The sequence below is a fragment of the Sphingomonas sp. LC-1 genome, assembly GCF_025371035.1.
Lineage (GTDB): Bacteria > Pseudomonadota > Alphaproteobacteria > Sphingomonadales > Sphingomonadaceae > Sphingomonas > Sphingomonas sanguinis_E.
Genome location: NZ_JANZXB010000007.1, coordinates 1 through 21,124 on the forward strand (window position 1 = coordinate 1; position 21,124 = coordinate 21,124).

A 21,124-nucleotide genomic window follows, 5' to 3' on the forward strand; every position below is an offset into this window, starting at 1 on the left:
GGGTGTGTCTGTCGCTCCTCGGGGCTTCGCCCCTCGTCCCGACAGACACACCCCCGCCATTCTCATCTAGATTGTCGCGCTGTTCTCACCTTGATTGTCGCGCAGCACTAAGTTGCGTGTGTCGCAGAGCCCACCAGCCTCCCTGCTAGGAGTCTGGTACATGAAGGACATTCGGGAGCCAGCTGGCGCCATTACCACACGGCACCCTCTCACCGTCACGGTGAAGGTGGCGCTTGCTATGATCGGCATCGGACGCACTCGCTTCTACGAGTTGGTCGCGGCCGGTCAGATCACCACCGTCAAGATCGGCCGGCGACGACTGGTGCACGTAGAGTCGCTGCAGCGCTTGGCAGCTGAGGGCTATGTCGCGGCACCGCCATACATGCGCCCAGAGCAGATAGACCTCGATCTTTGAACTGGCGCAAGAGCCTATCGGGAGAGGTCGTTTGACCGACTCCGTTCGCCAGCATTCAGCTCTAGTCGCAACAAAATGTGGGAACGGAAGAGGGAGTCCGCGGGAGATGCGATCAGAAAAACCCAAAAAATTCAGACACTTTACTGGCATTGCGTGGTGACCCCGACTGGATTCGAACCAGTGGCCCCCAGATTAGGAATCTGATGCTCTATCCTGCTGAGCTACGGGGCCCCACGCGGCGGCGGTGATACTCGGGACGGACGGCATGGTCCAGAGTGGTTTGACGGCGGCTCAGTTCACCTGCTTGGGCGGCACCACCGGAAAGGGCAAGGGCGCGACCGGTACGCCGTCCTCGACCAGCGCCTTGGCCTCGGCCAGGCTGGCCTGGCCATGGATCTGCGCGACCGGGGCCTCGCCCTCGTGCATCGCGCGGGCCTGATCGGCGAAGGCGGTCCCGACCCAGGTGGATTTCTCCAGCATCCTGGCCTGCTGCCCCGCCAGTTGCTCCAGCGCGGCACGGATCGCCTGCGGGGACGCGGTGTCGGGACGACTATTGCCCTTGGCGGCGATCTGGGGGGCCATGACCGCCTTCTCGATGTTGCGATCGCCACAGAGCGGACATTCCACCTGCCCGCCCTCGCGCTGGTCGGCATAGGCGGCGGATGAGGCGAACCAGGCCTCGAACACATGGCCCTGCGCGCATCGCAGGTCGAAGACGATCATGACTGGCCCACCGGTGGGATAGGGCGGCGATGGCGGATGGCGGGCAGGCGCTGGCGGACCGCATCGACCTGTGCCGAATCGATGGCGGCAAAGCCGAGACCCGCCGCCTCGCCCATATCGAGCAACACCTCGCCCCAAGGTCCGACCACCAGCGAATGGCCATAGGTAGCGCGGCCGTCCTGATGCTCGCCTGTCTGCGCGGCGGCGACGAGATGCACCCCCGCCTCGATCGCGCGCGCGCGCAGCAGCACATGCCAATGCGCCGCACCGGTGGGCCGGGTGAAGGCGGCGGGCACCGACAGCAAGGTAGCCCCCGCCTCCGTCAGCGCGGCGAACAGCGCGGGAAAGCGCATATCGTAACAAATGGCGAGCCCCAGCCGCCCGACCGGCGTATCGACCACCACCGCCCGCTCGCCCGGTGCATAGGAGGCCGATTCCCGCCAGCTTTCGCCGCTGGGCAGATCGACGTCGAACAGGTGCATCTTGTCATAGCGGGCACGAATGTCGCCCCGATCGTCGATGACATAGCTGCGATTGGCCAGCCGCCCATCCTCGCGCCGCACCGCGAGCGAGCCGAGATGAACCCACAAACCATGCGCCGCCGCCGCCGAACGCACCCTCGCCAGGACGGGATCGCGGTCCTCCGACATCAGATGCTCTGCCGCACGCGCTTTATCGCGGTCGATCAGCCCCGACATTTCGGGCGTGAACAGCATCGCCGCGCCCCCCGCCCCCGCCTCGGCGATGGCGCGTTCCAGCGTATCGGCATTGGCGGCAGGTTCGATTCCCGCCGTCATCTGGAGAACCGCGATGGCGGTCATGCGGACAGAAGCGGGTCCAGCCCTCCGCGTTTGTCGAGCGCGGCCAGATCGTCCGAACCGCCGATATGCTGTCCGTCGATGAAAATCTGCGGCACGGTGGTCCGTCCATGGGCGCGCTCGATCATCTCGGCGCGCTTGGGACCACCCATACTGATGTCAAATTCCTCCGGCTCGACGCCCTTGGAAGCGAGCAGCGCCTTGGCCCGGGTGCAATAGGGACAGAACGCCTTGGTGTAGATTTCGACCTTTGCCATCCCCCTCAGGTGTGGCGCGTGGGCGCGCTTGTCAATCGTCGGGGTCCGTTGCGTCATGATCGACGACCCGCGCCCAGCACAGGATCGCCACCGATGCCGCCCCCGCCGCCAGCAGCACGCGGACACAGGCGCCCGCCGTCGCACCCGTCGTATACACATCGTCGATCAGCACGACGTGGCGCCCCGCCACCGCCGCCGGGTCGGGCGCGCGAAAGGCCGATGTCACCGCCGCCCGCCGTGCACGGGGCGACAGGCCGCGCAGCAACGGCGTCGCGCGAACCCGCTCCAACCCGTCGCGCAGCAGCGGAACGCCGGTCCGCCGCGACACGCCCGCACCGATCAGCACCGCCTGATTGAACCCCCGTCGCCACAGCCGCCAGCGATGCAACGGCACCGGGATCAGCAGATCGGCCCGTTCGGGCATCAACCGCGCCATGGGCCCGGCCATGGTCTCCGCCACGCCAATCCGGCCGCCATGTTTCAGGCGGATCGGCAATTCGCGCGCGATCGGACCATAAGCGACCGCGGCATGGATACCGGCATGGCGCGGCGGATCGGCGAGACAGGTTCCGCACCAGCCTCCCCCACCATGGCCCTCCGCGACCGGCAGGCCACAACGCACGCAGCCCGCCCCGTCCAGAAACCGCAACCGTCCCCAGCAAGAGGCGCAGAAGCGATGATCCGCCTCGACCGGCTCGGCACAGCCCGGACAGCGCGGCGGCAGGGCCCAGCGGACCGCCCCGGCCAGCCACCCGCCCGGCGCGAATCCCTGCCATTTCGCCTGCCCGCCCATCGGGTTCGACTTGTTCCCGATCGCACAAGCGCGCACAAGCGCGCGGGTGAACAGCCCGACCATCTTCGACCGTAACGCCCGCCGTCTCCGCCGCGACCGCGCACAGCCGGATTTCGCCGCGCACGACTTTCTGCGCGCGGCCATGCTGGATGGCCTTGCCGAGCGACTGGATGCGGTCACGCGGCCGTTTCGCGACATTCTGGATCTGGGCTGCTTCGACGGCGGCTTCCAGGCGCCGCCGGGCGCGCGGGTCGCGCGGCTGGACCCCGGCTTTGCGTTCGCACATGCGGCGGGCGGGGTGCAGGGAGATGAGGATCGTCTGCCCTTCGCGGATCGCAGCTTCGATCTGGTGGTCAGCGCGGGCGTGCTCGATCAGATCGATGACGTGCCCGGCGCACTGACGCTGATCCGGCGGGTGCTGCGCCCCGATGGACTGTTCCTCGGCGCGTTCGTGGGCGGCGGTTCGCTCCCCCGGCTGCGCGCGGCGTTGCGCGTGGCGGAGGCCGAGCGGCCGGTCGCGCGGCTCCATCCGCAGGTCGATGTCCGTTCGGCGGGGGATTTGCTGATGCGGGCGGGCTTTACCCTGCCCGTCGCGGATATCGAGACGCTGGAGGTGCGCTACCGCGACTTCGGGCGGCTGCTGGGCGATCTGCGCGGCATGGGCAGCAGCAATATGCTGGCCGAGCGGCGGCCGATCGGCCGTGCGGCACTGGCGGCGGCGGCGGCGGCCTTTGCAGATATGGCCGACCCCGATGGGCGGGTGTCGGAACAGTTCAACCTGATCTTCCTGACCGGCTGGGCCCCCGACCCTTCGCAACCGCTCCCCGCCAAGCGGGGCAGCGCGACCGCGTCGCTGGCCGATGCGCTGCGCCCCAAACCGGATGTGGCGAGCTAGATAGAAAGCCTGTCCGGCGCGGAGGCGATCAGCCGATCATCGCGCCGCCGCGATCCCCCGCCAGGATGCGGCCCATCGCCTCGAACAACTGGTCCATCGCCACCGGCTTGACGATGACGTCATCGGCCCCCGCCGTCATACAGCGTTCGCGCAGGTCGACGCCGCTATCAGCAGTGACAACGATGATCGGCACTTCGCCCTTGGCATCGCCACGGGCCCGGATCTGCTGAATGGCGGTGATACCATCCATGCCCGGCATCCGCAGATCGATCAGGATCATATGATAGGAATCGCGCTCGATCATCGCGAGGCCGATCTCGGCATTTTCCGCTTCAGCCATATTGGCGCCCGCCACGTCGAGCATATCGCGGACCACCCGGCGGTTCATGCGATCATCCTCGATGAAAAGGACGTTCATCGGCGTCCTTTCCCCGTATCGCATCCCATTCCGGTCATGACGCAGATCATAATCCCGCCCTAGCGATCATGCCGCTTGCGTTACAAGTGGCGTGGCGGCGGTTTGCGGTGAGGTGCCAAACATCTTGTGCATCACCTCAACCCCCGAGACCGGTTTTGCGATAACCTCAATTAACCCGGAGGCAAAATATTCGTTCCTCTCCAAAGGCTCCGATTCCGGCCACAACAGGAAAGTCGGGATTTGCGAGGAAACGCCCGTCTCGATCGGAGACAGGATCGGGCGGCCATCGGCATCACGAATCGCGCTATCGTCGATCAGCAGGCGCGCGATACCCCCTTCGCCCAGACGCGCGACCGCCTCGTCCGCGTCGCCGACGAAGGTGGCGGCGGCATGCGGGTCACACAGCTTGGTCCACATCGCCCGCCGGATCGGGTTGCGATCAAGGATCAGGACGATGGGACGCTCGGACGCCGGCTCGACGGCCAGTTCCTCCAGCGACAGCGTCAGGGTGAAGGTCGATCCCTGCCCCACCATGCTCTCCACCGTCACGTCGCCGCCCATCGCCCGTGCCAGTCGCCGACAAATCGCCAGCCCCAGCCCGGTGCCGCCGAAATGCCGCGTAGTGCTGGCGTCCGCCTGGCGGAATGCCTCGAATATCTCCTCCTGCTTGTCGGGCGATATGCCGATGCCGCTGTCGGTGACACGGATCGCAACGCCGTCCGTCGTCCGCTCCGCCGACAGCGTCACCCGGCCCGAGGCGGTGAATTTCAGCGCGTTGGACAAAAGGTTGAAGACGATCTGCCGGATACGCGCCGAGTCGCCCAGCACCGTCGCGGGACAGTCGGACAGGTCGACCGAAAAGCCGATCGCCTTGGCCTCCGCCTGCCCCTCGAACAGACGCGACGCGTCACGGACCGTGGCCGCCAGATCGAAGGGCGCGCGCTCCAGTGTCATGCGGCCATTCTCGATCTTGGCCACGTCCAGCAGATCATCGACCAGCGCGCGCATGGTCATGCCCGCGCCGTGCATCACCTCCACCCGCTCGCGCTGATCGCCGGGCAGCGCGGCGTCGGCCAGCATGATCTGGGTCATACCCAGAATGCCGTTGAGCGGCGTGCGGATCTCGTGGCTGGTGGTCGCCAGGAACTCGGTCTTGACCGCCAGCGCCTTTTCCAGCCGGTCGTTGGTCACCGCCAGATCGCCATGCGCCGCGCGGATGCGGTTGCGGCTGCGACCCAGCGTGACCAGCCAGATGCCCAGCAGCGCCAATACCACGATGATCGCCGCAACCGAGCCGATCAGGATGATCCGCTCGGTGCGCAACTGCTCGCGTTCGAAGGCGATATTGCGTTGCAGGTCGGCAGCCTTCATCCGGGCGATCCGCAACTCCTGGTTGGCGAAGTCGAACCGGGCGCCCATCAGGGCGAGGCTGGTGGAGGTCGCAAGGCGGGTGGCCTCGTCGTCGATCCGCTTCAGCGCCTCCAGATGGCGCAGGGCGTCCGCCGTCCGACCTATGGCTGCGTAGATTTGGTAGGCGCTCTGATGCGCATCCCTGAACGAAATGCCGGTCTGAAGGGTATCGACGCCTTCGAAACTGCGATCGATCAGCCGCGCGGCCTCGTCGAATCTGTTGCGCTGGAATGCGACCTGCGCTGCGATGCTATCCAGCGCACGCGCGTCTTCGGGATCGGCACGCCGCGCACGCGCGATCGATGCTTCTGCCGCCTCGACGCGCCCCAGGCGCAATTCGCTGCGCGCGATATTGCGCCATACCTGCGCCAGCATCGGGGGACTATTGAGCTGCTGCGCCAGCGCCCCTGCCTCCCGCAACTGAGCCAGTGCATCTTCTGGGCGTCCCAACTCGCCAAGGGTCAGCGAACGGTTGTTGAGCACGACCATTCGCAGGGCGTCGTCCCCCTGATAGGCGGCACGCGCCTGTTCCAGATAACGCAGCGCGGACGCGAAATCCTTGCCGTTGATATACAGGTTCGCCATCTGGACGAGCGCCCGCGCCTGACCGCGTGGATCGTTCAGATGTTGAAAGACCCGGTACGCCGTTTGAAAGGACTGAAGGGCGGCGGAGATATTGCCGTTGTCGGTATCCAGGCTGCCCTTGGACAAAAGGACATTGCCATACAGATCGGATCGGGGGGCCAGTCGATGCGCGGTAGTCAACGCTTCGGCAATGGCCGCACGGGCCCTTTGACCGTCTCCAAGCCGGAGCGCGCCCTCGCCACGTAGCCAGTCTGCGGTCGCGAAGGCCAGCGCTCGCTGGTCGGCATCCACGATCTGCGCAGCGGATTGGCGCGCGCCTTCGGCCTTTCGAACGGCGGCCGCCGGATCGCGGAGCATCTCGGCCTTGGCCGCCTCGATCGCACGATCGAACAGGGGTTGCGGCCCCTTCGCTCCGCGCGCGCCCGACTCGAGTCCCGCCGCGAGCAAGGCTGCGACGATCAATCCGATCCTAACCGCGCGCATTCGCTACCAAGCGGGCAAAGGGCGTCGGCCGGGACAATGCCACGGCGGCCTCATGCCCCTGTTCCGCCAGGAAATGGGTCAGCGCATCCAACCCGATCGGACGGCTGATCAGATAGCCTTGGACCATATCGCACCCCATGACGCTGAGCAGGGCGAGCGCGGCCGGGGTTTCGACCCCTTCCGCCACCACTTCCATTTCCAGCGCATGGGCCAGATCGATGGTCGACCGGACGATCAGGGGATCGCGGTTGGAACTGGTCAATTGGGTGATGAACAGCTTGTCGATCTTGAGTTCGCAAGCGGGCAACTGCTTGAGATAGGACAGCGAGGACAGTCCCGCGCCATAATCGTCGATCGCAATGGTGATCCCTATATCGACGAACACCTGCAGATTCGCCATCGCGCTGTCCGGATCGCGGATTACCGAGGTTTCGGTGATCTCGAACCCGATACTGGCGCCGCTATCGGTCACCAGCGCGCAGGCCTCGCGCACGAAATTCTGATCGCTCAACAACATGCCCGAGATGTTGACATAGACCCTCAGGTCATGACCCGCGCATTTGAGGCACCGCTGGTCGGCGATCACCCGGCGGAGCGTCCATAGCGTCAGCGCCGCGATGGTGCGCGACTCCTCCGCCACCGGAATGAATTCCATCGGCGAGATCATGCCATAGGTCGGATGCCGCCAGCGCAACAGTGCCTCGATGCTGCAAATCCGTTGCTGACGGACATGGACCTTGGGCTGATATTCGACATAGAGGCCATCGTGCTCGACCGCCTGGCTGAGATCGCGGGCCAGCGCGATGCGGTCGAGGCGGTCGGCGCGCGCCGCCATCTCACGCACCACGGGCCTCGATTCGATATGCGCGTCGGCCAAGGCCTGTTCGGCATTTTCCAACAGGCGGATATCGTCGTCATGCGGCACCGTCGTCACCGCCGCGCCCAGAACCGGCTCGATACGGCATCGCTCGCCGGCCACTTCAAAAGGTTCGGACAACAAGGCGCTCATCGCCGCGAGATGCTCTTCCAGCACATCGCGGACCGGGGCCAGCATCATGATTTCAATCTGTGCCGGTGCCGTCGGGCGGATGACGCCATCGGGAAAAGCCGCGGCCAAACGCGCGGCCACCATCTCGACCAGGGCGGCGAAATGCACGCGCCCGAAGCGCCGTCGCAGGATCGTGAAATTGCCGACCGCAAGTAGGATCAGGAACTGCCATTGCGGATCCACTACACCCCCCGCCGCCATGGCGCCGGTAGGAAGGCCGTTCGGCTCAGCGGCGCTGGCGGCGATTCGAGGAGGAGTGTCGTTCACCACCTCAAATGTAATCGCGATCACTGAAGAAGGTGTTAACCTCCTTTTACGGGCGTTCTCAATCCGTTGCCGGATCAGTTACCCATTGCCTCTTGGTTAATTCTATATTAACCATATCTCCGCGCTTTTCGAAACGGGCGCCAACGAGGGAGACTATCCGTGCTGAAGTTCATCATCGCACTGATCTACGGCGAGACCATGCGCCCTTGGTAATCAGATATGCCATGGGGCGATCCCTGGCGACGAAGCCGGATCGCCCCATGACTTTTGGTTGAAATGCCGACTTCCTGACGGTTAGATTTTTAGGTCATCCGCCAGCCGCAGCATGAAGGCAGCGCCGCGCTCCATCTGAGCCACCTCGATATATTCGTCCGGTTGATGCGCCTGAGCGATCGAACCTGGCCCGCAGATGACCGTCGAGAAACCCGCCCCCTGAAATTGCCCGGCCTCCGCCGCATAGGGCACCGCGCGCGCCGGACCATTGTCCCCCGCCCAGCCCCGCGCCAGCCGTTCCGCCACTCCGTCCCTTTCCGGCGCGAAAGCGGGCGTACGCGACCGTCGCTCCACCGACACGCCAGCCCCGGGAAAGCGTAGGCGAAGCGCCGCATCGGCCTCCGTGCAGGCGGCGAAGAAGGGTGCCAGCACCGCCTCCGGCTCCTGCCCCGGCAACGTCCGCAGATCGAAGACGAACCGACATTCGCGCGCCAGGATGTTGACGGCGGTGCCGCCCGCCATCTGCCCGATGGTCAGCGTGGCGTGATGGGGGCAGAAGGGGCTGTGCGGGTCCCCTTCCCCCGTCAGCCGGTCGGCCAGATCGGCAAGCTGCTGCATCAGCCGGATGGCGACCATATTGGCCGACGCGCCCAAATGGGTCAGGCTGGAATGTGCCTCATGCCCCGTCACCGTGACGTTCCAGGTCGCGATCCCCTTATGACCACTTACCACGACCATCTCGGTCGGCTCGCCCACAACCACGGCAGCGGGCGAGGGAAGCTCGCGAGCGATCTCGGCGATCATCGACGGTGCGCCCAGACAGCCGACCTCTTCATCATAGGAGATCGCCAGATGCAGTGGACGCCGCGCGCCCGCACGCGCGACATGTGGTGCCAGTGCGAGCGACAAGGCGAGAAAACCTTTCATGTCGCAGGTGCCCCGCCCGAACAGCCGGTCGCCGCGCCGGGTCAATCGCCAGGGGTCGCTGGTCCAGGGCTGACCATCGACGGGCACCACATCGCTATGGCCCGACAGGACCACACCACCCGGCTCCATCGGCCCGACGGTGGCATAGAGATTGGCCTTGCTGGCGTCCGCGTTGAAGACCCTCCGCCCGGTAACACCGAACCCCGCCAGATGCCGCTCGACATAGGCGATCAGGTCGAGGTTGGATTCGCGCGACGTGGTGTCGATGGCGATCAGGTCGGCCAATATGGCGGTGGCCTGGGCGGAGAGCTGGTCCGGGGTCATGCCGGCATCCTGCCCGATGTGACAATCCGGTGAAACCCCGCCGAATCATTCCGGCGGGGTTTCATCATGGAAGTCAGAAGTCGCGCGAGTAGCGCAACGATGCCGCGGACCCACCGAACGATCCGGTCTGGGTCAACAGGCTGAGCGTGCGGGTCAGTGCGATCTGCAACTGGGTGGCGGTGAAGCCGCGCGCATCGGTCACGATCTCGACATAGATATTGTCGGTCAGATACTTGCCCGCCGCCAGGCTGGTGCCCCGCCCGGTCGCCTCGTCCGCGCCCAGCACGCGCAACCGGTCGAACCCAGTGGCCGAGCGCAGCTTACCCAGCGGGTTCAGCCCGCCGCCGCCAGACCCGCGCAGCGAGTTGAGCGCGGCGGCCAGTTGGATCGCCTCGGTCGCCGACAGATTCTCCGGATTGGTCCCGAACAGCAACCGGCTGAGCACCTCGTCCTGCGGCAGGGTCGGCGTTGAGGTGAAGCTGATCTGCGGACGCTGGCCGGTGCCGGTCACGTTGATGACCGCGGTGATCCCGTCGGTGGTCGTGGTGGCCTGGATATTGATGTCAGGATCGGTCAGCGCGCCGCCCCGGAAGCGGATCGTGCCACGATTCACCTCGAACCGCTTGCCCGCGAAGCTGTAGGTGCCGCGTACCAGATCAAGCCCACCATTGATCGTTGGCGCCGCGCTGGTGCCGCCGATACGCAGGTCCATCTCCCATTCGGACTCCAGCCCCATGCCGGAGACGAACAGCTGGTTGTCCGCGCGCACCCGCAGGTCGAGGCGGAACAGCCCCGGCGGCGGCGTGGGTGCCGGACGATCGGTCGGACGCGGGGTACGAATCTCGCTGCGACGGCGTACGCCGGTCAACTCGGGTACCTCGGCCTGGCCCTGGCGGATGATCTGATAGCGGGCATTGGGCACGGTCAAATCGCCCTGGATCAGGCCGCCGTCACGATTATGGGTCAGGCGGATCGTGCCGCTGGTCGTGGCGGCCAGCGCATCGCTGTCGGCCAGACGGGCATTGTTGAGCTGCGCTCGGATGTCGATCGGATAACCGCTATCCGCCGCCAGACCGATCGTGCCCTGCGCCTGGATGCTGCCCTCTCCCGCCTTGGCCTGGAGCCGGGTGATTTCCAACCGGTCATTGGAGAAGCGGCCCGCAAGCTGCATGTTGCTCAGCCGAGTACCATAGGCCTCATTGTCATAGGTCAGATTGTCGGCGCGGATCAGGCCGTTCAACTGCGGCGCGGAAACCCGGCCGGAGAAGTCGGCGGCCACCGCGATCGGTCCGCTCAACTGCTGGTTGGGCAGCGCCGCGAAGGAGAAGAGCACCGCGGACGGGCCGTTATAGCGGATACCGCCCGACAGCGGAGCCTGCATCAGCCGGTTGACCCAGCCGCCATTGCCCGGCGGCAGCGGACGCAAGGTGGCGACCATGCGGCCGACCACTGTCTGCCCACGCCGGATCAGCGCACGCGCTTCGCCACCGTCGGGCACGAGGCGTCCGGCAAAGACGATGTCCACCGCCTCCGATACTGCCGCCAGACCGGTGCGCCGGAAATTGGCGATGGTCAGCCGGGCCTCGGCCGCCGGGAAGCTGGCGCCCTGCGCCTGGGTGAAGTCCAGCGCGCCGCTGGCCTGCCCCGAAATGCCCAGATTGGGGACGAAGGCGTCGAGGATCGACATGTCCAGACGGTCGAGGCGGGTCTGTACCTTCATGCCGTTGCCATAGGATCCGGCGACGCGCACCGATCCCTGTCCCAGATCGATGCGGGTCGGCATCAGCCGCCACTCGCCGGCGACATTCTGCACCCGCGCCGGGTTGGTCGTGCGGAAGGCGATGCCGTTGGCCTGCCCCTTCGCCGCGATCAGATAATCATTGGGGGACAGGCGCGCATTGAGCGCGACGTTGAACGGGATGCTCGACGATCCGGTCAGCACCGCCTGCGCCGTGCCGCGCCCGCCGGTATAGTTCACCTTGGCGCGGGCCGACTGAATGACGACCTCGCCATAGCGGGTGTCGGCCAGTTGCGCGTCGGCGACGATCTGCGGCGCGTTCGGCAGCATGACGATGCTGGCGTTGACGATGGCGCGGCCGATGGTGAAGTCGACCATGCCGGGCACGCGCGCATTATAGGCCCGAGCTGCCACATCGGCGCGCTGGTTGCCGCCTTGATCGGCCAGTTGGACCCGCCCGGTGATCCCCTGCCCGGCGAATTGCAGTGCACCCGCGAAGGGCCCGGCGGCGGTCTGCACGACTCGCCCAGTGGTGTTGATCCCGGCAAAGACCAGGCTGCGTATGTCGATCGCCAGCTGCCGCCCCGTGCTGACCAGCACATTGGCGGTGAACGGCCCGTAATTGGTGTCGCCGCTGGCGTTCACCGCATAGGCGCCGTTCCGTCCGACGACCCGTGCCTGAAGGTTGGCCAGCCCGACGCCGACGCCGGGCTTGGCCGCGCGCAGCACGATGACCGGGTTGGTCTGCGATCCCGTCACCCTTGCGGTGATCGGGCCATATTGGTTGGAATAGGCATCCGCCTCCACCGCCAGCGCGCCATTGGCCGGGTTGTAGCGTCCGCTACCGCGCGTCACGCGGAATTGTGGCGCGGCCAGCCGCAGGCCGCTGAACGTCACGATGCCTTCGGGGCTATATTCGACATCGGCGCGAATGATCGCATTCCCGCCCAGGAAATTGCGCGCACCCTCGTTGAAGATCTGTTGCGTCCGCGCGACCACCCGGCCCTTTATCCCGAAGCCGGTCGGTGTCGCGACCAGATTGGCATCCGTGGTCAGGTTGATGATGCCGATACTCTCGACCCGATAATTGTTCACCCGGCCCTTGAGGGCACCGGTGTAGCGCCCGGTCGACAGGTTCGCGACGACGACCGCCGTGGCATCGATATTGTCCGACCGGATACGCAGGTTATCCGACAGGATATTGGGCATGGCGATCGCGAAATCGCCCTGGATCGCGACATTGTTGGTGAGCCCGCCCACCGCCGCGTTCAGCCCCGCGATCCGCTTCGCCCGCGCCTTGACGGGCACCAGGATTCGGTCGGCATTCACCTTGGCCAGACCCTCGGCATAGAGATTCTGGACCGAGGTTTCGCCAAATCCCAGCGCCGCCGCGCGGATCTTGTAGTCCACCGTCGGAGTCGCGAACGCGCCGTTCAGCACCACGCGCGCCAGCACGTCGCGGCCCGTCAGATTGGGCGCGATCGCCCCTGGCGTCAGCAGCTTGGCATCGACCGCGAAATTGCCGAACTGGCTGTTCGCCAGATCGAGGATACCGCCCGCATCGACCATCAAGGCCGAGGAACGCAGCTTCATCCGCGTATCCGCGCGCCGCTCGTTCAGCGTAGTGTCGATCGCGACCTGCAGTGCGGGGGCGGTCAGTCGTTCGACCGGACCTTCCAGATACAGGCCGGGGCGGGTCAGTCCGCGCACCTCGATATGGCCGTTGCGCGCGGTAGCGTTCAGATTGGCGAGTTCGCCGCCGCCCAAAGTCGCGATGGCGCGCCCCTGCCAAGCCTTCCAACCGCCACGCCCATCGACCGACAGGGTCAGCGGAGCCTTCAACCCGGCCATGGACGCGACGACACCGCCGGTCGGCGCGGTCAGCTTCACATCCACCGCCAGCCGGTCGGCATCGGGCACCGCGTCGAGTACCAGGCGCAGCCGGTCGCCGCCCGCGATACCGGGCCCGCGCAGCGCGTCGGCGCTGGCGGTCACCTGCGCTCGCCGGTCCGCGATATGCACCTTGCCGTCGATCGCCAGCACATGGCGCTGCCCCGTCACCGGCGCGCCGATCACGAAGCGCTGCACGGCCAGCCGGTTCACGTCGATGTCGAGATCGGGGAGCAGCGGCGCGTTCGGATCGCTCGGCGTCTGCTTCAACTCGGGCTTGCGCGCCAGCGTGACGAGGTTAGCGGTCAGCGAGCGGACATCGATATGATTGTTGGTATAGGCGAACGGCCGCCAGTCCACGTCCAGCCGCGGGCTCGACAGGAACACGCCCTTGGGATCGCTGACCCGCAGGTTGACGAGGCTCATCCGGCCATAGAGCGAACCCTCGATCCGCCCGACCTTGATGTTCAGCCCCGACGCCGTGGTGTAACCGCCCAGCTGGTCCGCGACGAAGCGGCGACCCGGATCGGTGTTGATGCCCAGCAGGATCGCCCCGACCAGCAGGATCAGCCCCAGGATCGTGAAGCCGATCCATTTGAGCACCCGCTGCCACAAGGGGCGACGCACGACGACGGTCTCGGTGGCGGGCTCGGACGACATGATCTGTTCGTCCGCCATCAGAAAGCCTGCCCGATCGAGATATACAGGGCCACCTTGCCGTCACCCGGACGCGGGTTCAGCGGGGTCGCGACATCGACGCGCAACGGCCCGAAATTGGTGTAGAAGCGCCCGCCGACACCGGCGCCGAAGCGTAGATCCTTGCCCGTCGGAAGCGTGCTTTCATAGCTGTTGCCCGCATCGACGAACGGCACGATGCCGAAATTGCCGAAGCGATAGCGCGCCTCCAGCGCAAACTCGTTCAGGCTGCGCCCGCCGACCGGATTGCCCTGCGGATCGAACGGGCCCAGCCGCTGGAAGCCATAGCCGCGTACCGAACCGCCGCCGCCGCCATAATAGCGCCGCGACGGAGCCAGATCGTTGCGGTCGATCCCGAAGATCGCCCCCGCCCGCGCCCGACCCGCAATGACGAGGCTGTCGTTGAAGGGATAATAGAAGGTCCCCTCCACCATCGTCCGCGCATAGGGGCGCACCGCACCGCGCACCGAGGTTTCGGGGCTGAGATTCAGTTTCAGGCGATAGCCGCGTGTCGGGTTGAGCAGGTCATTGGACTGGTCGAACACCACCTGCCCCGGAATGGCGGCGATGCCATAGGTGCCGCGCACCCGTTCGCCACGCGTGAAATCATAGACGCTTTCGTTCGTGCCGGTCAGCTCGCCGCCAAAGGCATAGGTGAACTTCTTCTGCCAGATCGGCGTCGAGTCATAGCTCCAGCGGAAGGCGACCGTGCCGATGAACGCATCGAACGCGTCGTAATTCTGGTGGCTGGCCGAAGCGATGACCTGAAACGTCCGGTCGCGCCGCCCGGCATTGGAGCGACGGAAGGTGCCGCTGAGCCCCTGTTCCTGGGTACCCGCGATGATCGACGCGATCAGCGCGCCTTCGGGTTTGAAGGCGTTGCGGTTGGTGAAGCTGCCCTGCAAGCGCACGCCTTGCCCGGTCGAATAGCCGCCTTCACCCGACAGGGTCCGTGCGGGGCCCTTGGTCTGGGTGACCTGAAGGTCGATCGCCTCGGTGCCGTCGGGGTTGATCCGCCCGGTCCGCTTGGGCTCGACCGCGACGCCGTTGAACAGGCCGGTCGCGACCAGCGCATTGCGCAGATCGTCGGTCAGTCGCGAGTCGTACAGCTCTCCCTCATCGAAGCGCGGGAAGACATTCAAATGGTTCAGGTCGAACACCTGATCGCCGGTCGTGGTCAGCTTGCCAAAGGCCGAGCGTGGCCCCGTATCGACGGGCAGGGTATAGGCCCCGACCGGTTCCGGCCCCTGATCCTCGAGCAATATGTCGCGGTCGCCGACCTTGACGAAGGGATAGCCGCGCTGCGGCAGGACGAGGCTGACATTGGCCTCCGCCCCCTGGATGCGGGCGGCCTCGATGGGGTCACCTACCTTGAGCGGCAGGTTGGAGCGCACCAGATCGGGTGGCGTCGTCGCCTGCGCATTCACCGTGATCGACGACAGGCGATAGAGCCGCCCCGGCGTCGCGGTCAGCACGACCTTCAACCGGCCCGCCTCGCCCTCGCCCTGCTGTTCGCGCTGCAGGGTGGAGACGGCGGTCGCATCATAATAGCCGAGCGACTTCATCAGTCGGATCGCCAACTGCTCGTCCTCGCGCGCACGGGCGGACACCTGGGTCGCATTGGCCGCCTTGCCCTTGCCCTCGCGCAGCGATGACAAGCCCTTGAACTCGTCGTCCAAGTTCAGATCGGCCAGCCCGCGGACTTCCATATCATAGCGTATGTCCGGTGCCCGCTCGCCCTTGGGGTCGGCGGCGGTCTGGAGCGGCGTGGAGTCGAAGTTGCTGAGCGGGGTGAGGGGTTGGGCCAGTTGCGGGTCTTCGGGGTCGACCGGGCCGATCGCTTCGCCGGTGGCCAAAGGCTGGGCGGTCTGTGCGCTTGGCAGCGGGGTCGTGGGCAGCGGCGTCGTGGGCAGCGGGGTCGCAGTCTGGGGCGCGGGGATGGTCTGCGTCTGCGGCTGGGTCGTCGCCATGGTCGACATGGGCTCCAGCGGCGCGTTGATGTCGCCGCTCAACGGGGGCAGCGCGGCGTTGAATTGGGCATCGGGAACGATCGGGGCATTGGCCTGCGGATCGGCCATTCCCTCGCGCTGATCCTTCGGCACGCTGGGCCCCTGGGCCGGCGCGGTACCGGGCTTCGACAATTGCCCGAGAGCCGGGGAAGTAAGCGATGAGGGAGCAATCAGCGCGACCGCGAGCCAGTAATGTCTGCCAATCCGTCCCGCCACGCCGTTAGAAACCCCTTTCCGCTCAAAGGTCTTCCGTCGTTCGGATCGATCCCCCAGCCTCTCCCAAACGCCACAAGGTCAGCCAGGGTTCCCTTAATATCGTCATCTTGGCGTCGGGGCGCAGCCGACCAGCCCGCCAACGGGTACGATGATCTCGTCCTGCCCCGTGCGGGCGATGCTCAGGCTGGCGTCGGAGACGATGGCGCCGTCCTGCAATGTTTCGCGTTGCGCGATCGTCATGGTCACGGTCGCGCTGACGCCGTTACCGGCATAGCGCGTGCTGCTCGCCAGCCCGAGCGCGCCGCCCCCCGCCGCCTCGGTCGCCGCCAGATCGATCACCTTGCCGTCCAGCGACAGCCGCAGCCGCGTCGGCTCGACCATCGCGACGAAGCGCTGATCCTGCACCGTCCACAGATAGGCGGCGCATCCCCGTTCCGGCAATTGCTGGCGCGGCAGGGTTCCGGGCGTCGGAACGGCGACCTGCGCTTGCATCAGCGCCAGGGCGAGGAGAGGCGAAACCATCATGGCGCCGATGCTATCATCAACAGCCAGCACGGGTAAGCCGCCACCGCCAGCAACAGCCCCAGCGGCACCATGTCGTCCCCCGCGATCCGCGCGCCCAGCATCCGGCGGACCAGCACATGGCCCAGCCCGATCAGGCATGCCGCCAACAGCACGGCCGGCAGCATCCGCCAGCCCAGCCACAGCCCGATCGCCCCCAGCAGCTTGGGATCGCCGCCGCCCATCCCCTCTCGCCCGCGCCATCGGCGATAGCCAGCGGCAACGGCCCAGAGCGCGCCGAAACCGGCCAGCCCCCCGACGATCCGGTCCCCCAGCAGCGGCGCGAAGCCGAGCGCTCCGGTCACCAGGCCCGTCCCCGCCAGCCATGCGGTCAAGCGATCGGGCAACCACAAGGCCAGCGCGTCGAGCGAGGCCAGGGCCAGCAACGACCAGCCGAACATCGCGCCCGTCCAGCCGTCCGGCCCCGCCAGCCAACCTGCCACCGCGCCGACCAGGACGGCCAGAAGCTCGACGCGGATATGCACCGGATCGATACGCTGTCCGCAGCGCGCGCAGCGCCCGCGCAGGATGACGGCGCTGACGATCGGTATCAGTTCCCAGGCGCGCAACGTCTTGCCGCATCCGTCGCAGGCGGAACGCCCCGACAGCACCGATCGATCGTCCAGCCAGCGCAGCACCAGGGCCGCGATGAACGACCCGATGATCGCCCCCGCCACTCCATAGATACAGGCCCAAAGTCCCGATGCCGCCCCGAACGTCATGGCGTCGCCCCTACTCCGCCGCCCCTTTGCGCGCCACGGGCAAAAGGCGTAAGGCCGCGGCAAAACATATCGATCGGAGAGTATGCGCCATGACGGATCCCATCGTCATCCTGTCCTATGCCCGCACCCCCATGGGGTCGTTCCAGGGAAGCCTGTCGAGCCTGTCCGCGACCCAACTGGGCGCGGCGGCGGTCAAGGGTGCAGTCGAGCGCGCGGGCGTCGATCCCGCCGCCATCGAGCGCATCCATATGGGTTGCGTCCTGCCCGCCGGTCTGGGCCAGGCCCCGGCGCGGCAGGCGGCGATCTTCGCCGGGCTGGGCGAGCATGTCGAGGCGACCACCGTCAACAAGATGTGCGGATCGGGCATGCAGGCCGCGATCATGGCCGCCGAAGCGCTGGCGGCGGGTTCCGCCGAGATGATCGTCGCGGGCGGCATGGAGAGCATGACGAACGCCCCCTATCTCAGCCACAAGCATCGGAGCGGGGCGCGGATCGGGCATGACACGCTCTATGACCATATGTTCCTCGACGGGCTGGAGGACGCCTATGAGCGCGGGCGGCTGATGGGGCATTTCGCCGAGGAGGCGGCGCAGGACTATCAGTTCACGCGGGCGGCGCAGGACGATTTCGCCATCGCATCGCTGGAACGCGCCAAGGCGGCGCAGGGTTCGGGCGCGTTCGACCGGGAAATCGTGCCGGTCACCGTCAAGACCCGCAAGGGCGAGGAACGGATCACGCTCGACGAACAACCCGCCAAGGGTGATCCGGCGAAGATCCCGACCTTGAAGCCCGCTTTCGCCAAGGACGGCACGATCACGGCGGCCAATGCGTCGTCCATCTCGGACGGTGCGGCGGCACTGGTGATGACGCGGGCAAGCGTCGCGGATCGGCTGGGCCTTACCCCGATCGCGCGGATCGTGTCGCATGCCGCCCATGCCCATGCGCCCGCGCGCTTCACGACCGCGCCCGTCTTCGCGATGCGCAAGGCGCTGGACCGGGCGGGCTGGTCGACGGGTGATGCCGATCTCTACGAGGTCAACGAAGCCTTTGCGGCGGTCGCGATGATCGCGATGCACGACATGGGATTGTCGCACGACCGGCTGAACGTCCATGGCGGCGCCTGTGCGCTGGGCCACCCGATCGGGGCGAGCGGCGCGCGGGTGCTGGCGACTCTGCTCTCCGCCCTGGAAACGAAGGGCGCGCGGCGGGGCATGGCCTCGCTATGCATCGGCGGCGGCGAGGCCACCGCGATGGCGGTGGAGTTGATGTAAGGGCTCTCCGTCCCCCTCGCGCAGGCGGAGGGGGCGGGCAGGGCCGCCAGCGACCGCCTGGCTTTTACGGCAGCGTTTCGCCGGGCTCGACGCCCCACAGGCTCCCGACCGGCACGAAGCCTGCCTGCCCCTTCACGTCCAGCCGGCACCAGCCGCCATTGCATTCGCTCAACCGCCCGACGACGCCGGGGGCCGCGCGCCATAGCGTCTTGGCCGTGTCATTGGGTGCGGAGCGCATCGGCAAGGGTTCGGACCCGCGCACGATCGCGGTGCGCGTGTTCCGCAGGAGGACGGCGAGCATCCACCCCTCAGTCCCATCGGGGTCCTGCACCTTGCGCCATTCCTTGAACGCGGCGACGACCTTCACCGGAAGATCGGGACGGCGATAGGTCCAGCTGGCGGGATAGGCACGCGCGGGGCCGGTCCGCATCCGCGCCAGCGACGCGCCGATCGAACCATAATAGGGCATGGCCCGCTTCTCGGGCGCGGCGGATGCGACCGACGCGACCGGCCCCATCGTCACCGTCACCGCCGCCAAGGCCAGTCCGATCATGGACCTGCGCATCCTGTTTCCTTCTTCTCGCCCGCTGTTTCCGGGCTCTACGACGAGGCGGGGGGATGCTTCAACCATGTTCCGCCGCCGCATCGCCGGTTGACGCGGTGCCGGGCTTGCCGCAATCCCGTGGCCATGGTCGATCCGCGCCGCTGCCTGAACCCCAGGGTGGTCGTCACCCGCGAACTGCCCGATCCGATCATGGACCGGATGGCCGCGCTGTTCGACACGCATCTGAACCGCACCGACGAGAAATGGAGCCGCGATCAGCTGGTCCAGGCGGTGGCGGAATGCGACGTGCTGGTTCCCACCGTCACCGATGCGATCGATGCCGATCTGATCGCCCAGGCTGGCCCCCGGCTGAAGCTGATCGCCAATTTCGGCGCGGGCGTGAACCATATCGACCTTCGCGCGGCACGCGCGCGCGGTATCATCGTCACCAACACACCGGGCGTCCTGACCGAGGACACTGCCGACATGACCATGGCGCTGATCCTGTCGGTTCCACGCCGCCTGGCCGAGGGGGAGAAGCTGGTCCGGTCGGGCGCCTGGAAGGGGTGGAGCCCCGGAGGGATGCTGGGCCACCGGATCGGCGGCAAGGCGCTGGGCATCGTCGGCATGGGGCGGATCGGACAGGCCGTGGCGCGGCGCGCACGCGCGTTCGGCCTGTCGATCCATTATCATAATCGCCGCCGCCTGCCCGCCAGCATCGAAGCGGAGTTGGGCGCGACCTGGCACGCCGATCTCGACACGATGCTGGGCGCGGTCGACATCGTGTCGATCCACACGCCGCTCAACGCCGACAGCCACGACCTGATCGATCGTCGCCGCATCGGCCTGATGCGCAGTCACGTTTACCTCATCAATGCCAGCCGGGGCGGCATCGTCGACGAGGATGCGATGGTCGACGCGCTGGAAGCGGGACGGCTGGCGGGGGCGGGATTGGATGTCTGGCGCCACGAGCCGGAAATCGACCCTCGCCTGCTCGCGCTCCCCAATGTGGTGATGACCCCGCATATGGGCTCGGCGACGTTGGAGGGGCGCATGGCCTCGGGCGAGCGGGTCATCGCCAATATCCGAAGCTGGGCCGATGGCCACCGCCCGCCGGATCAAGTGCTGGAGGGGTGGCTTTAGGCCCGTCCCCTCGCGCCTGCGTCAGTCGACCGTCTGGACGCCGAATGTAAACCACGCGCCGACCGCGTGATCGTATAGCCGGACCAGATCGTCGTCTATTCGGCAGGTGAAATGGCCGGCGCTGCTGCGATCATAGCCGCGCGCCTCGCCATCCGCGATCTCGAAATGGATCGATCCCCCGGCAGCATTGTCCTGAATTTCGGGTAGTGTGCCGCCGAATTTCACGCCACGGTCGCCGTCGAAGCCCTGCAGATGCTCGCCCCGCGCTTCCGCCGCGATCCGACGATGGCGGTCCTCCGCCTGGTCATAGAGTCCGGCGACTTTCCTGCCCTTCACGAGCGCATGGGATGAGGCGGCGATGATCGCCCGCATGTCTGACTGCATGGCCTGCGCCTGACACAAGCGATTGGGCCGATCAACCGCGCGTCGACAGACTGCTTCACGCGCAGACAGCGGACAGGCGAAAATGGAGCCCCGTGCCTTGCTCCATATCAAAATGTTGCGACGCGGAACCGAGGGTTCGTCGCTGCATTCCCCTCCTGTCATTCCAACAGGAGCTACCATCATGAAAAAGCTGGCAATTGCCCTCACCTTCACCGCGCTCGCCCTGTCGACTTCGGCCTGTTCGACGCTGAAGGGCGCGGCGATCGGTGGTGCGGGTGGCGCCGGGGTCGCGGCGGCGACCGGTGGCAGCGTGGAAAAGGGTGCGGCGGTCGGCGGCACGGCGGGCGCGGTGGTCGGCACCGTCGCCGACTGAG

Annotated in this window: 19 protein-coding genes and 1 tRNA gene; 5 read left to right on the forward strand and 15 right to left on the reverse strand. The window is 66.8% G+C overall.

The annotated features are described in order from the left end of the window. Positions 1 to 160 precede the first annotated feature (160 nt). Positions 161 to 415, forward strand: coding sequence for a helix-turn-helix domain-containing protein (locus NZL82_RS11060; RefSeq protein WP_261269819.1), 255 nt, complete (start codon positions 161 to 163; stop codon positions 413 to 415). Positions 416 to 569: 154 nt separating this feature from the next. Here the strand turns inward: NZL82_RS11060 and NZL82_RS11065 are convergent. The 5 genes from NZL82_RS11065 to NZL82_RS11085 form a co-directional block, all read right to left on the reverse strand. Continuing rightward, positions 570 to 646: transfer RNA gene (locus NZL82_RS11065), tRNA-Arg, on the reverse strand. A 60-nt stretch (positions 647 to 706) separates the two neighbouring features. Further along, a complete protein-coding gene (locus NZL82_RS11070; protein ID WP_261269820.1) occupies positions 707 to 1,138 on the reverse strand; it encodes a DUF1178 family protein in 432 nt (143 codons plus the stop codon). Then, complete coding sequence (locus NZL82_RS11075; RefSeq protein WP_261269821.1) at positions 1,135 to 1,959, reverse strand: carbon-nitrogen hydrolase family protein; 825 nt, start codon at positions 1,957 to 1,959, stop codon at positions 1,135 to 1,137. Before NZL82_RS11075 ends, NZL82_RS11070 begins: the two co-directional genes overlap by 4 nt. Next, positions 1,956 to 2,213 carry a glutaredoxin 3 gene (gene grxC, locus NZL82_RS11080; protein ID WP_261269822.1) on the reverse strand — a complete coding sequence of 86 codons (258 nt, stop codon included), beginning with the start codon at positions 2,211 to 2,213 and terminating at the stop codon, positions 1,956 to 1,958. Before grxC ends, NZL82_RS11075 begins: the two co-directional genes overlap by 4 nt. 31 nt (positions 2,214 to 2,244) lie before the next feature. Then, positions 2,245 to 3,069 (reverse strand): ComF family protein, encoded by an 825-nt coding sequence (locus tag NZL82_RS11085; RefSeq protein WP_261269823.1) that lies wholly within the window; start codon positions 3,067 to 3,069, stop codon positions 2,245 to 2,247. Between NZL82_RS11085 and NZL82_RS11090 the strand changes: the two genes are divergently transcribed. Further along, positions 3,053 to 3,901 carry a class I SAM-dependent methyltransferase gene (locus NZL82_RS11090; protein WP_261269824.1) on the forward strand — a complete coding sequence of 283 codons (849 nt, stop codon included), beginning with the start codon at positions 3,053 to 3,055 and terminating at the stop codon, positions 3,899 to 3,901. The two genes, NZL82_RS11085 and NZL82_RS11090, sit on opposite strands and share 17 nt — an antisense overlap. A gap of 28 nt (positions 3,902 to 3,929) precedes the next feature. Here the strand turns inward: NZL82_RS11090 and NZL82_RS11095 are convergent, their stop codons facing one another. The 8 genes from NZL82_RS11095 to NZL82_RS11130 all read right to left on the reverse strand — a co-directional run bounded on the left by NZL82_RS11095 (position 3,930) and on the right by NZL82_RS11130 (position 17,408). Beyond that, positions 3,930 to 4,319, reverse strand: a complete 390-nt coding sequence (locus tag NZL82_RS11095; protein WP_261269825.1) for a response regulator — start codon at positions 4,317 to 4,319, stop codon at positions 3,930 to 3,932. Between the two features lie 66 nt (positions 4,320 to 4,385). Further along, entirely contained in the window at positions 4,386 to 6,797 is a 2,412-nt protein-coding gene (locus NZL82_RS11100; RefSeq protein WP_261269826.1) for an ATP-binding protein, read from the reverse strand. After that, positions 6,784 to 8,136, reverse strand: a complete 1,353-nt coding sequence (locus NZL82_RS11105) for an EAL domain-containing protein (RefSeq protein ID WP_261269827.1) — start codon at positions 8,134 to 8,136, stop codon at positions 6,784 to 6,786. The genes NZL82_RS11100 and NZL82_RS11105 overlap by 14 nt, the downstream gene beginning before the upstream one ends. 270 nt (positions 8,137 to 8,406) lie before the next feature. After that, positions 8,407 to 9,576, reverse strand: a complete 1,170-nt coding sequence (argE, locus tag NZL82_RS11110; RefSeq protein WP_261269828.1) for an acetylornithine deacetylase — start codon at positions 9,574 to 9,576, stop codon at positions 8,407 to 8,409. Between the two features lie 73 nt (positions 9,577 to 9,649). After that, positions 9,650 to 13,882, reverse strand: coding sequence for a translocation/assembly module TamB domain-containing protein (locus tag NZL82_RS11115; protein WP_261269829.1), 4,233 nt, complete (start codon positions 13,880 to 13,882; stop codon positions 9,650 to 9,652). Then, complete coding sequence (locus NZL82_RS11120; RefSeq protein WP_261270017.1) at positions 13,882 to 15,978, reverse strand: autotransporter assembly complex family protein; 2,097 nt, start codon at positions 15,976 to 15,978, stop codon at positions 13,882 to 13,884. Before NZL82_RS11120 ends, NZL82_RS11115 begins: the two co-directional genes overlap by 1 nt. A 249-nt stretch (positions 15,979 to 16,227) precedes the next feature. Beyond that, positions 16,228 to 16,650 (reverse strand): hypothetical protein, encoded by a 423-nt coding sequence (locus tag NZL82_RS11125; protein WP_261269830.1) that lies wholly within the window; start codon positions 16,648 to 16,650, stop codon positions 16,228 to 16,230. Continuing rightward, positions 16,647 to 17,408, reverse strand: coding sequence for an A24 family peptidase (locus tag NZL82_RS11130; protein WP_261269831.1), 762 nt, complete (start codon positions 17,406 to 17,408; stop codon positions 16,647 to 16,649). Before NZL82_RS11130 ends, NZL82_RS11125 begins: the two co-directional genes overlap by 4 nt. 89 nt (positions 17,409 to 17,497) lie before the next feature. Here NZL82_RS11130 and NZL82_RS11135 point away from each other — a divergent pair, with 89 nt between their 5' ends. Continuing rightward, a complete protein-coding gene (locus tag NZL82_RS11135) occupies positions 17,498 to 18,679 on the forward strand; it encodes an acetyl-CoA C-acyltransferase (protein ID WP_261269832.1) in 1,182 nt (393 codons plus the stop codon). 64 nt (positions 18,680 to 18,743) lie between these two features. Here the strand turns inward: NZL82_RS11135 and NZL82_RS11140 are convergent, their stop codons facing one another. Next, the gene (locus NZL82_RS11140) at positions 18,744 to 19,244 is read right to left on the reverse strand and encodes an SH3 domain-containing protein (protein WP_261269833.1); all 501 of its coding nucleotides are present in this window, start codon (positions 19,242 to 19,244) and stop codon (positions 18,744 to 18,746) included. A 123-nt stretch (positions 19,245 to 19,367) separates the two neighbouring features. Between NZL82_RS11140 and NZL82_RS11145 the strand changes: the two genes are divergently transcribed. After that, a complete protein-coding gene (locus NZL82_RS11145) occupies positions 19,368 to 20,366 on the forward strand; it encodes a D-glycerate dehydrogenase (protein WP_261269834.1) in 999 nt (332 codons plus the stop codon). Positions 20,367 to 20,387: 21 nt separating this feature from the next. Here NZL82_RS11145 and NZL82_RS11150 read toward each other — a convergent pair whose 3' ends face one another. Next, the gene (locus NZL82_RS11150; protein WP_261269835.1) at positions 20,388 to 20,750 is read right to left on the reverse strand and encodes a hypothetical protein; all 363 of its coding nucleotides are present in this window, start codon (positions 20,748 to 20,750) and stop codon (positions 20,388 to 20,390) included. A 181-nt stretch (positions 20,751 to 20,931) separates the two neighbouring features. On the opposite strand from NZL82_RS11150, the gene NZL82_RS11155 reads away from it, so the two are divergent. After that, positions 20,932 to 21,123 carry a hypothetical protein gene (locus NZL82_RS11155; RefSeq protein ID WP_261269836.1) on the forward strand — a complete coding sequence of 64 codons (192 nt, stop codon included), beginning with the start codon at positions 20,932 to 20,934 and terminating at the stop codon, positions 21,121 to 21,123. Position 21,124: the final 1 nt, after the last annotated feature.

Excerpts from the sequence above, each read along its gene's own strand:
- NZL82_RS11060 (WP_261269819.1), top strand. The coding sequence starts at position 161 with ATGAAGGACATTCGGGAGCCAGCTGGCGCCATTACCACACGGCACCCT.
- NZL82_RS11070 (WP_261269820.1), bottom strand. The coding sequence starts at position 1,138 with ATGATCGTCTTCGACCTGCGATGCGCGCAGGGCCATGTGTTCGAGGCC.
- NZL82_RS11075 (WP_261269821.1), bottom strand. The coding sequence starts at position 1,959 with ATGACCGCCATCGCGGTTCTCCAGATGACGGCGGGAATCGAACCTGCC.
- grxC (WP_261269822.1), bottom strand. The coding sequence starts at position 2,213 with ATGGCAAAGGTCGAAATCTACACCAAGGCGTTCTGTCCCTATTGCACC.
- NZL82_RS11085 (WP_261269823.1), bottom strand. The coding sequence starts at position 3,069 with ATGGTCGGGCTGTTCACCCGCGCGCTTGTGCGCGCTTGTGCGATCGGG.
- NZL82_RS11095 (WP_261269825.1), bottom strand. The coding sequence starts at position 4,319 with ATGAACGTCCTTTTCATCGAGGATGATCGCATGAACCGCCGGGTGGTC.
- NZL82_RS11100 (WP_261269826.1), bottom strand. The coding sequence starts at position 6,797 with ATGCGCGCGGTTAGGATCGGATTGATCGTCGCAGCCTTGCTCGCGGCG.
- argE (WP_261269828.1), bottom strand. The coding sequence starts at position 9,576 with ATGACCCCGGACCAGCTCTCCGCCCAGGCCACCGCCATATTGGCCGAC.
- NZL82_RS11115 (WP_261269829.1), bottom strand. The coding sequence starts at position 13,882 with ATGGCGGACGAACAGATCATGTCGTCCGAGCCCGCCACCGAGACCGTC.
- NZL82_RS11120 (WP_261270017.1), bottom strand. The coding sequence starts at position 15,978 with ATGGCCGATCCGCAGGCCAATGCCCCGATCGTTCCCGATGCCCAATTC.
- NZL82_RS11125 (WP_261269830.1), bottom strand. The coding sequence starts at position 16,650 with ATGATGGTTTCGCCTCTCCTCGCCCTGGCGCTGATGCAAGCGCAGGTC.
- NZL82_RS11130 (WP_261269831.1), bottom strand. The coding sequence starts at position 17,408 with ATGACGTTCGGGGCGGCATCGGGACTTTGGGCCTGTATCTATGGAGTG.
- NZL82_RS11135 (WP_261269832.1), top strand. The coding sequence starts at position 17,498 with ATGACGGATCCCATCGTCATCCTGTCCTATGCCCGCACCCCCATGGGG.
- NZL82_RS11140 (WP_261269833.1), bottom strand. The coding sequence starts at position 19,244 with ATGCGCAGGTCCATGATCGGACTGGCCTTGGCGGCGGTGACGGTGACG.
- NZL82_RS11145 (WP_261269834.1), top strand. The coding sequence starts at position 19,368 with ATGGTCGATCCGCGCCGCTGCCTGAACCCCAGGGTGGTCGTCACCCGC.
- NZL82_RS11150 (WP_261269835.1), bottom strand. The coding sequence starts at position 20,750 with ATGCAGTCAGACATGCGGGCGATCATCGCCGCCTCATCCCATGCGCTC.
- NZL82_RS11155 (WP_261269836.1), top strand. The coding sequence starts at position 20,932 with ATGAAAAAGCTGGCAATTGCCCTCACCTTCACCGCGCTCGCCCTGTCG.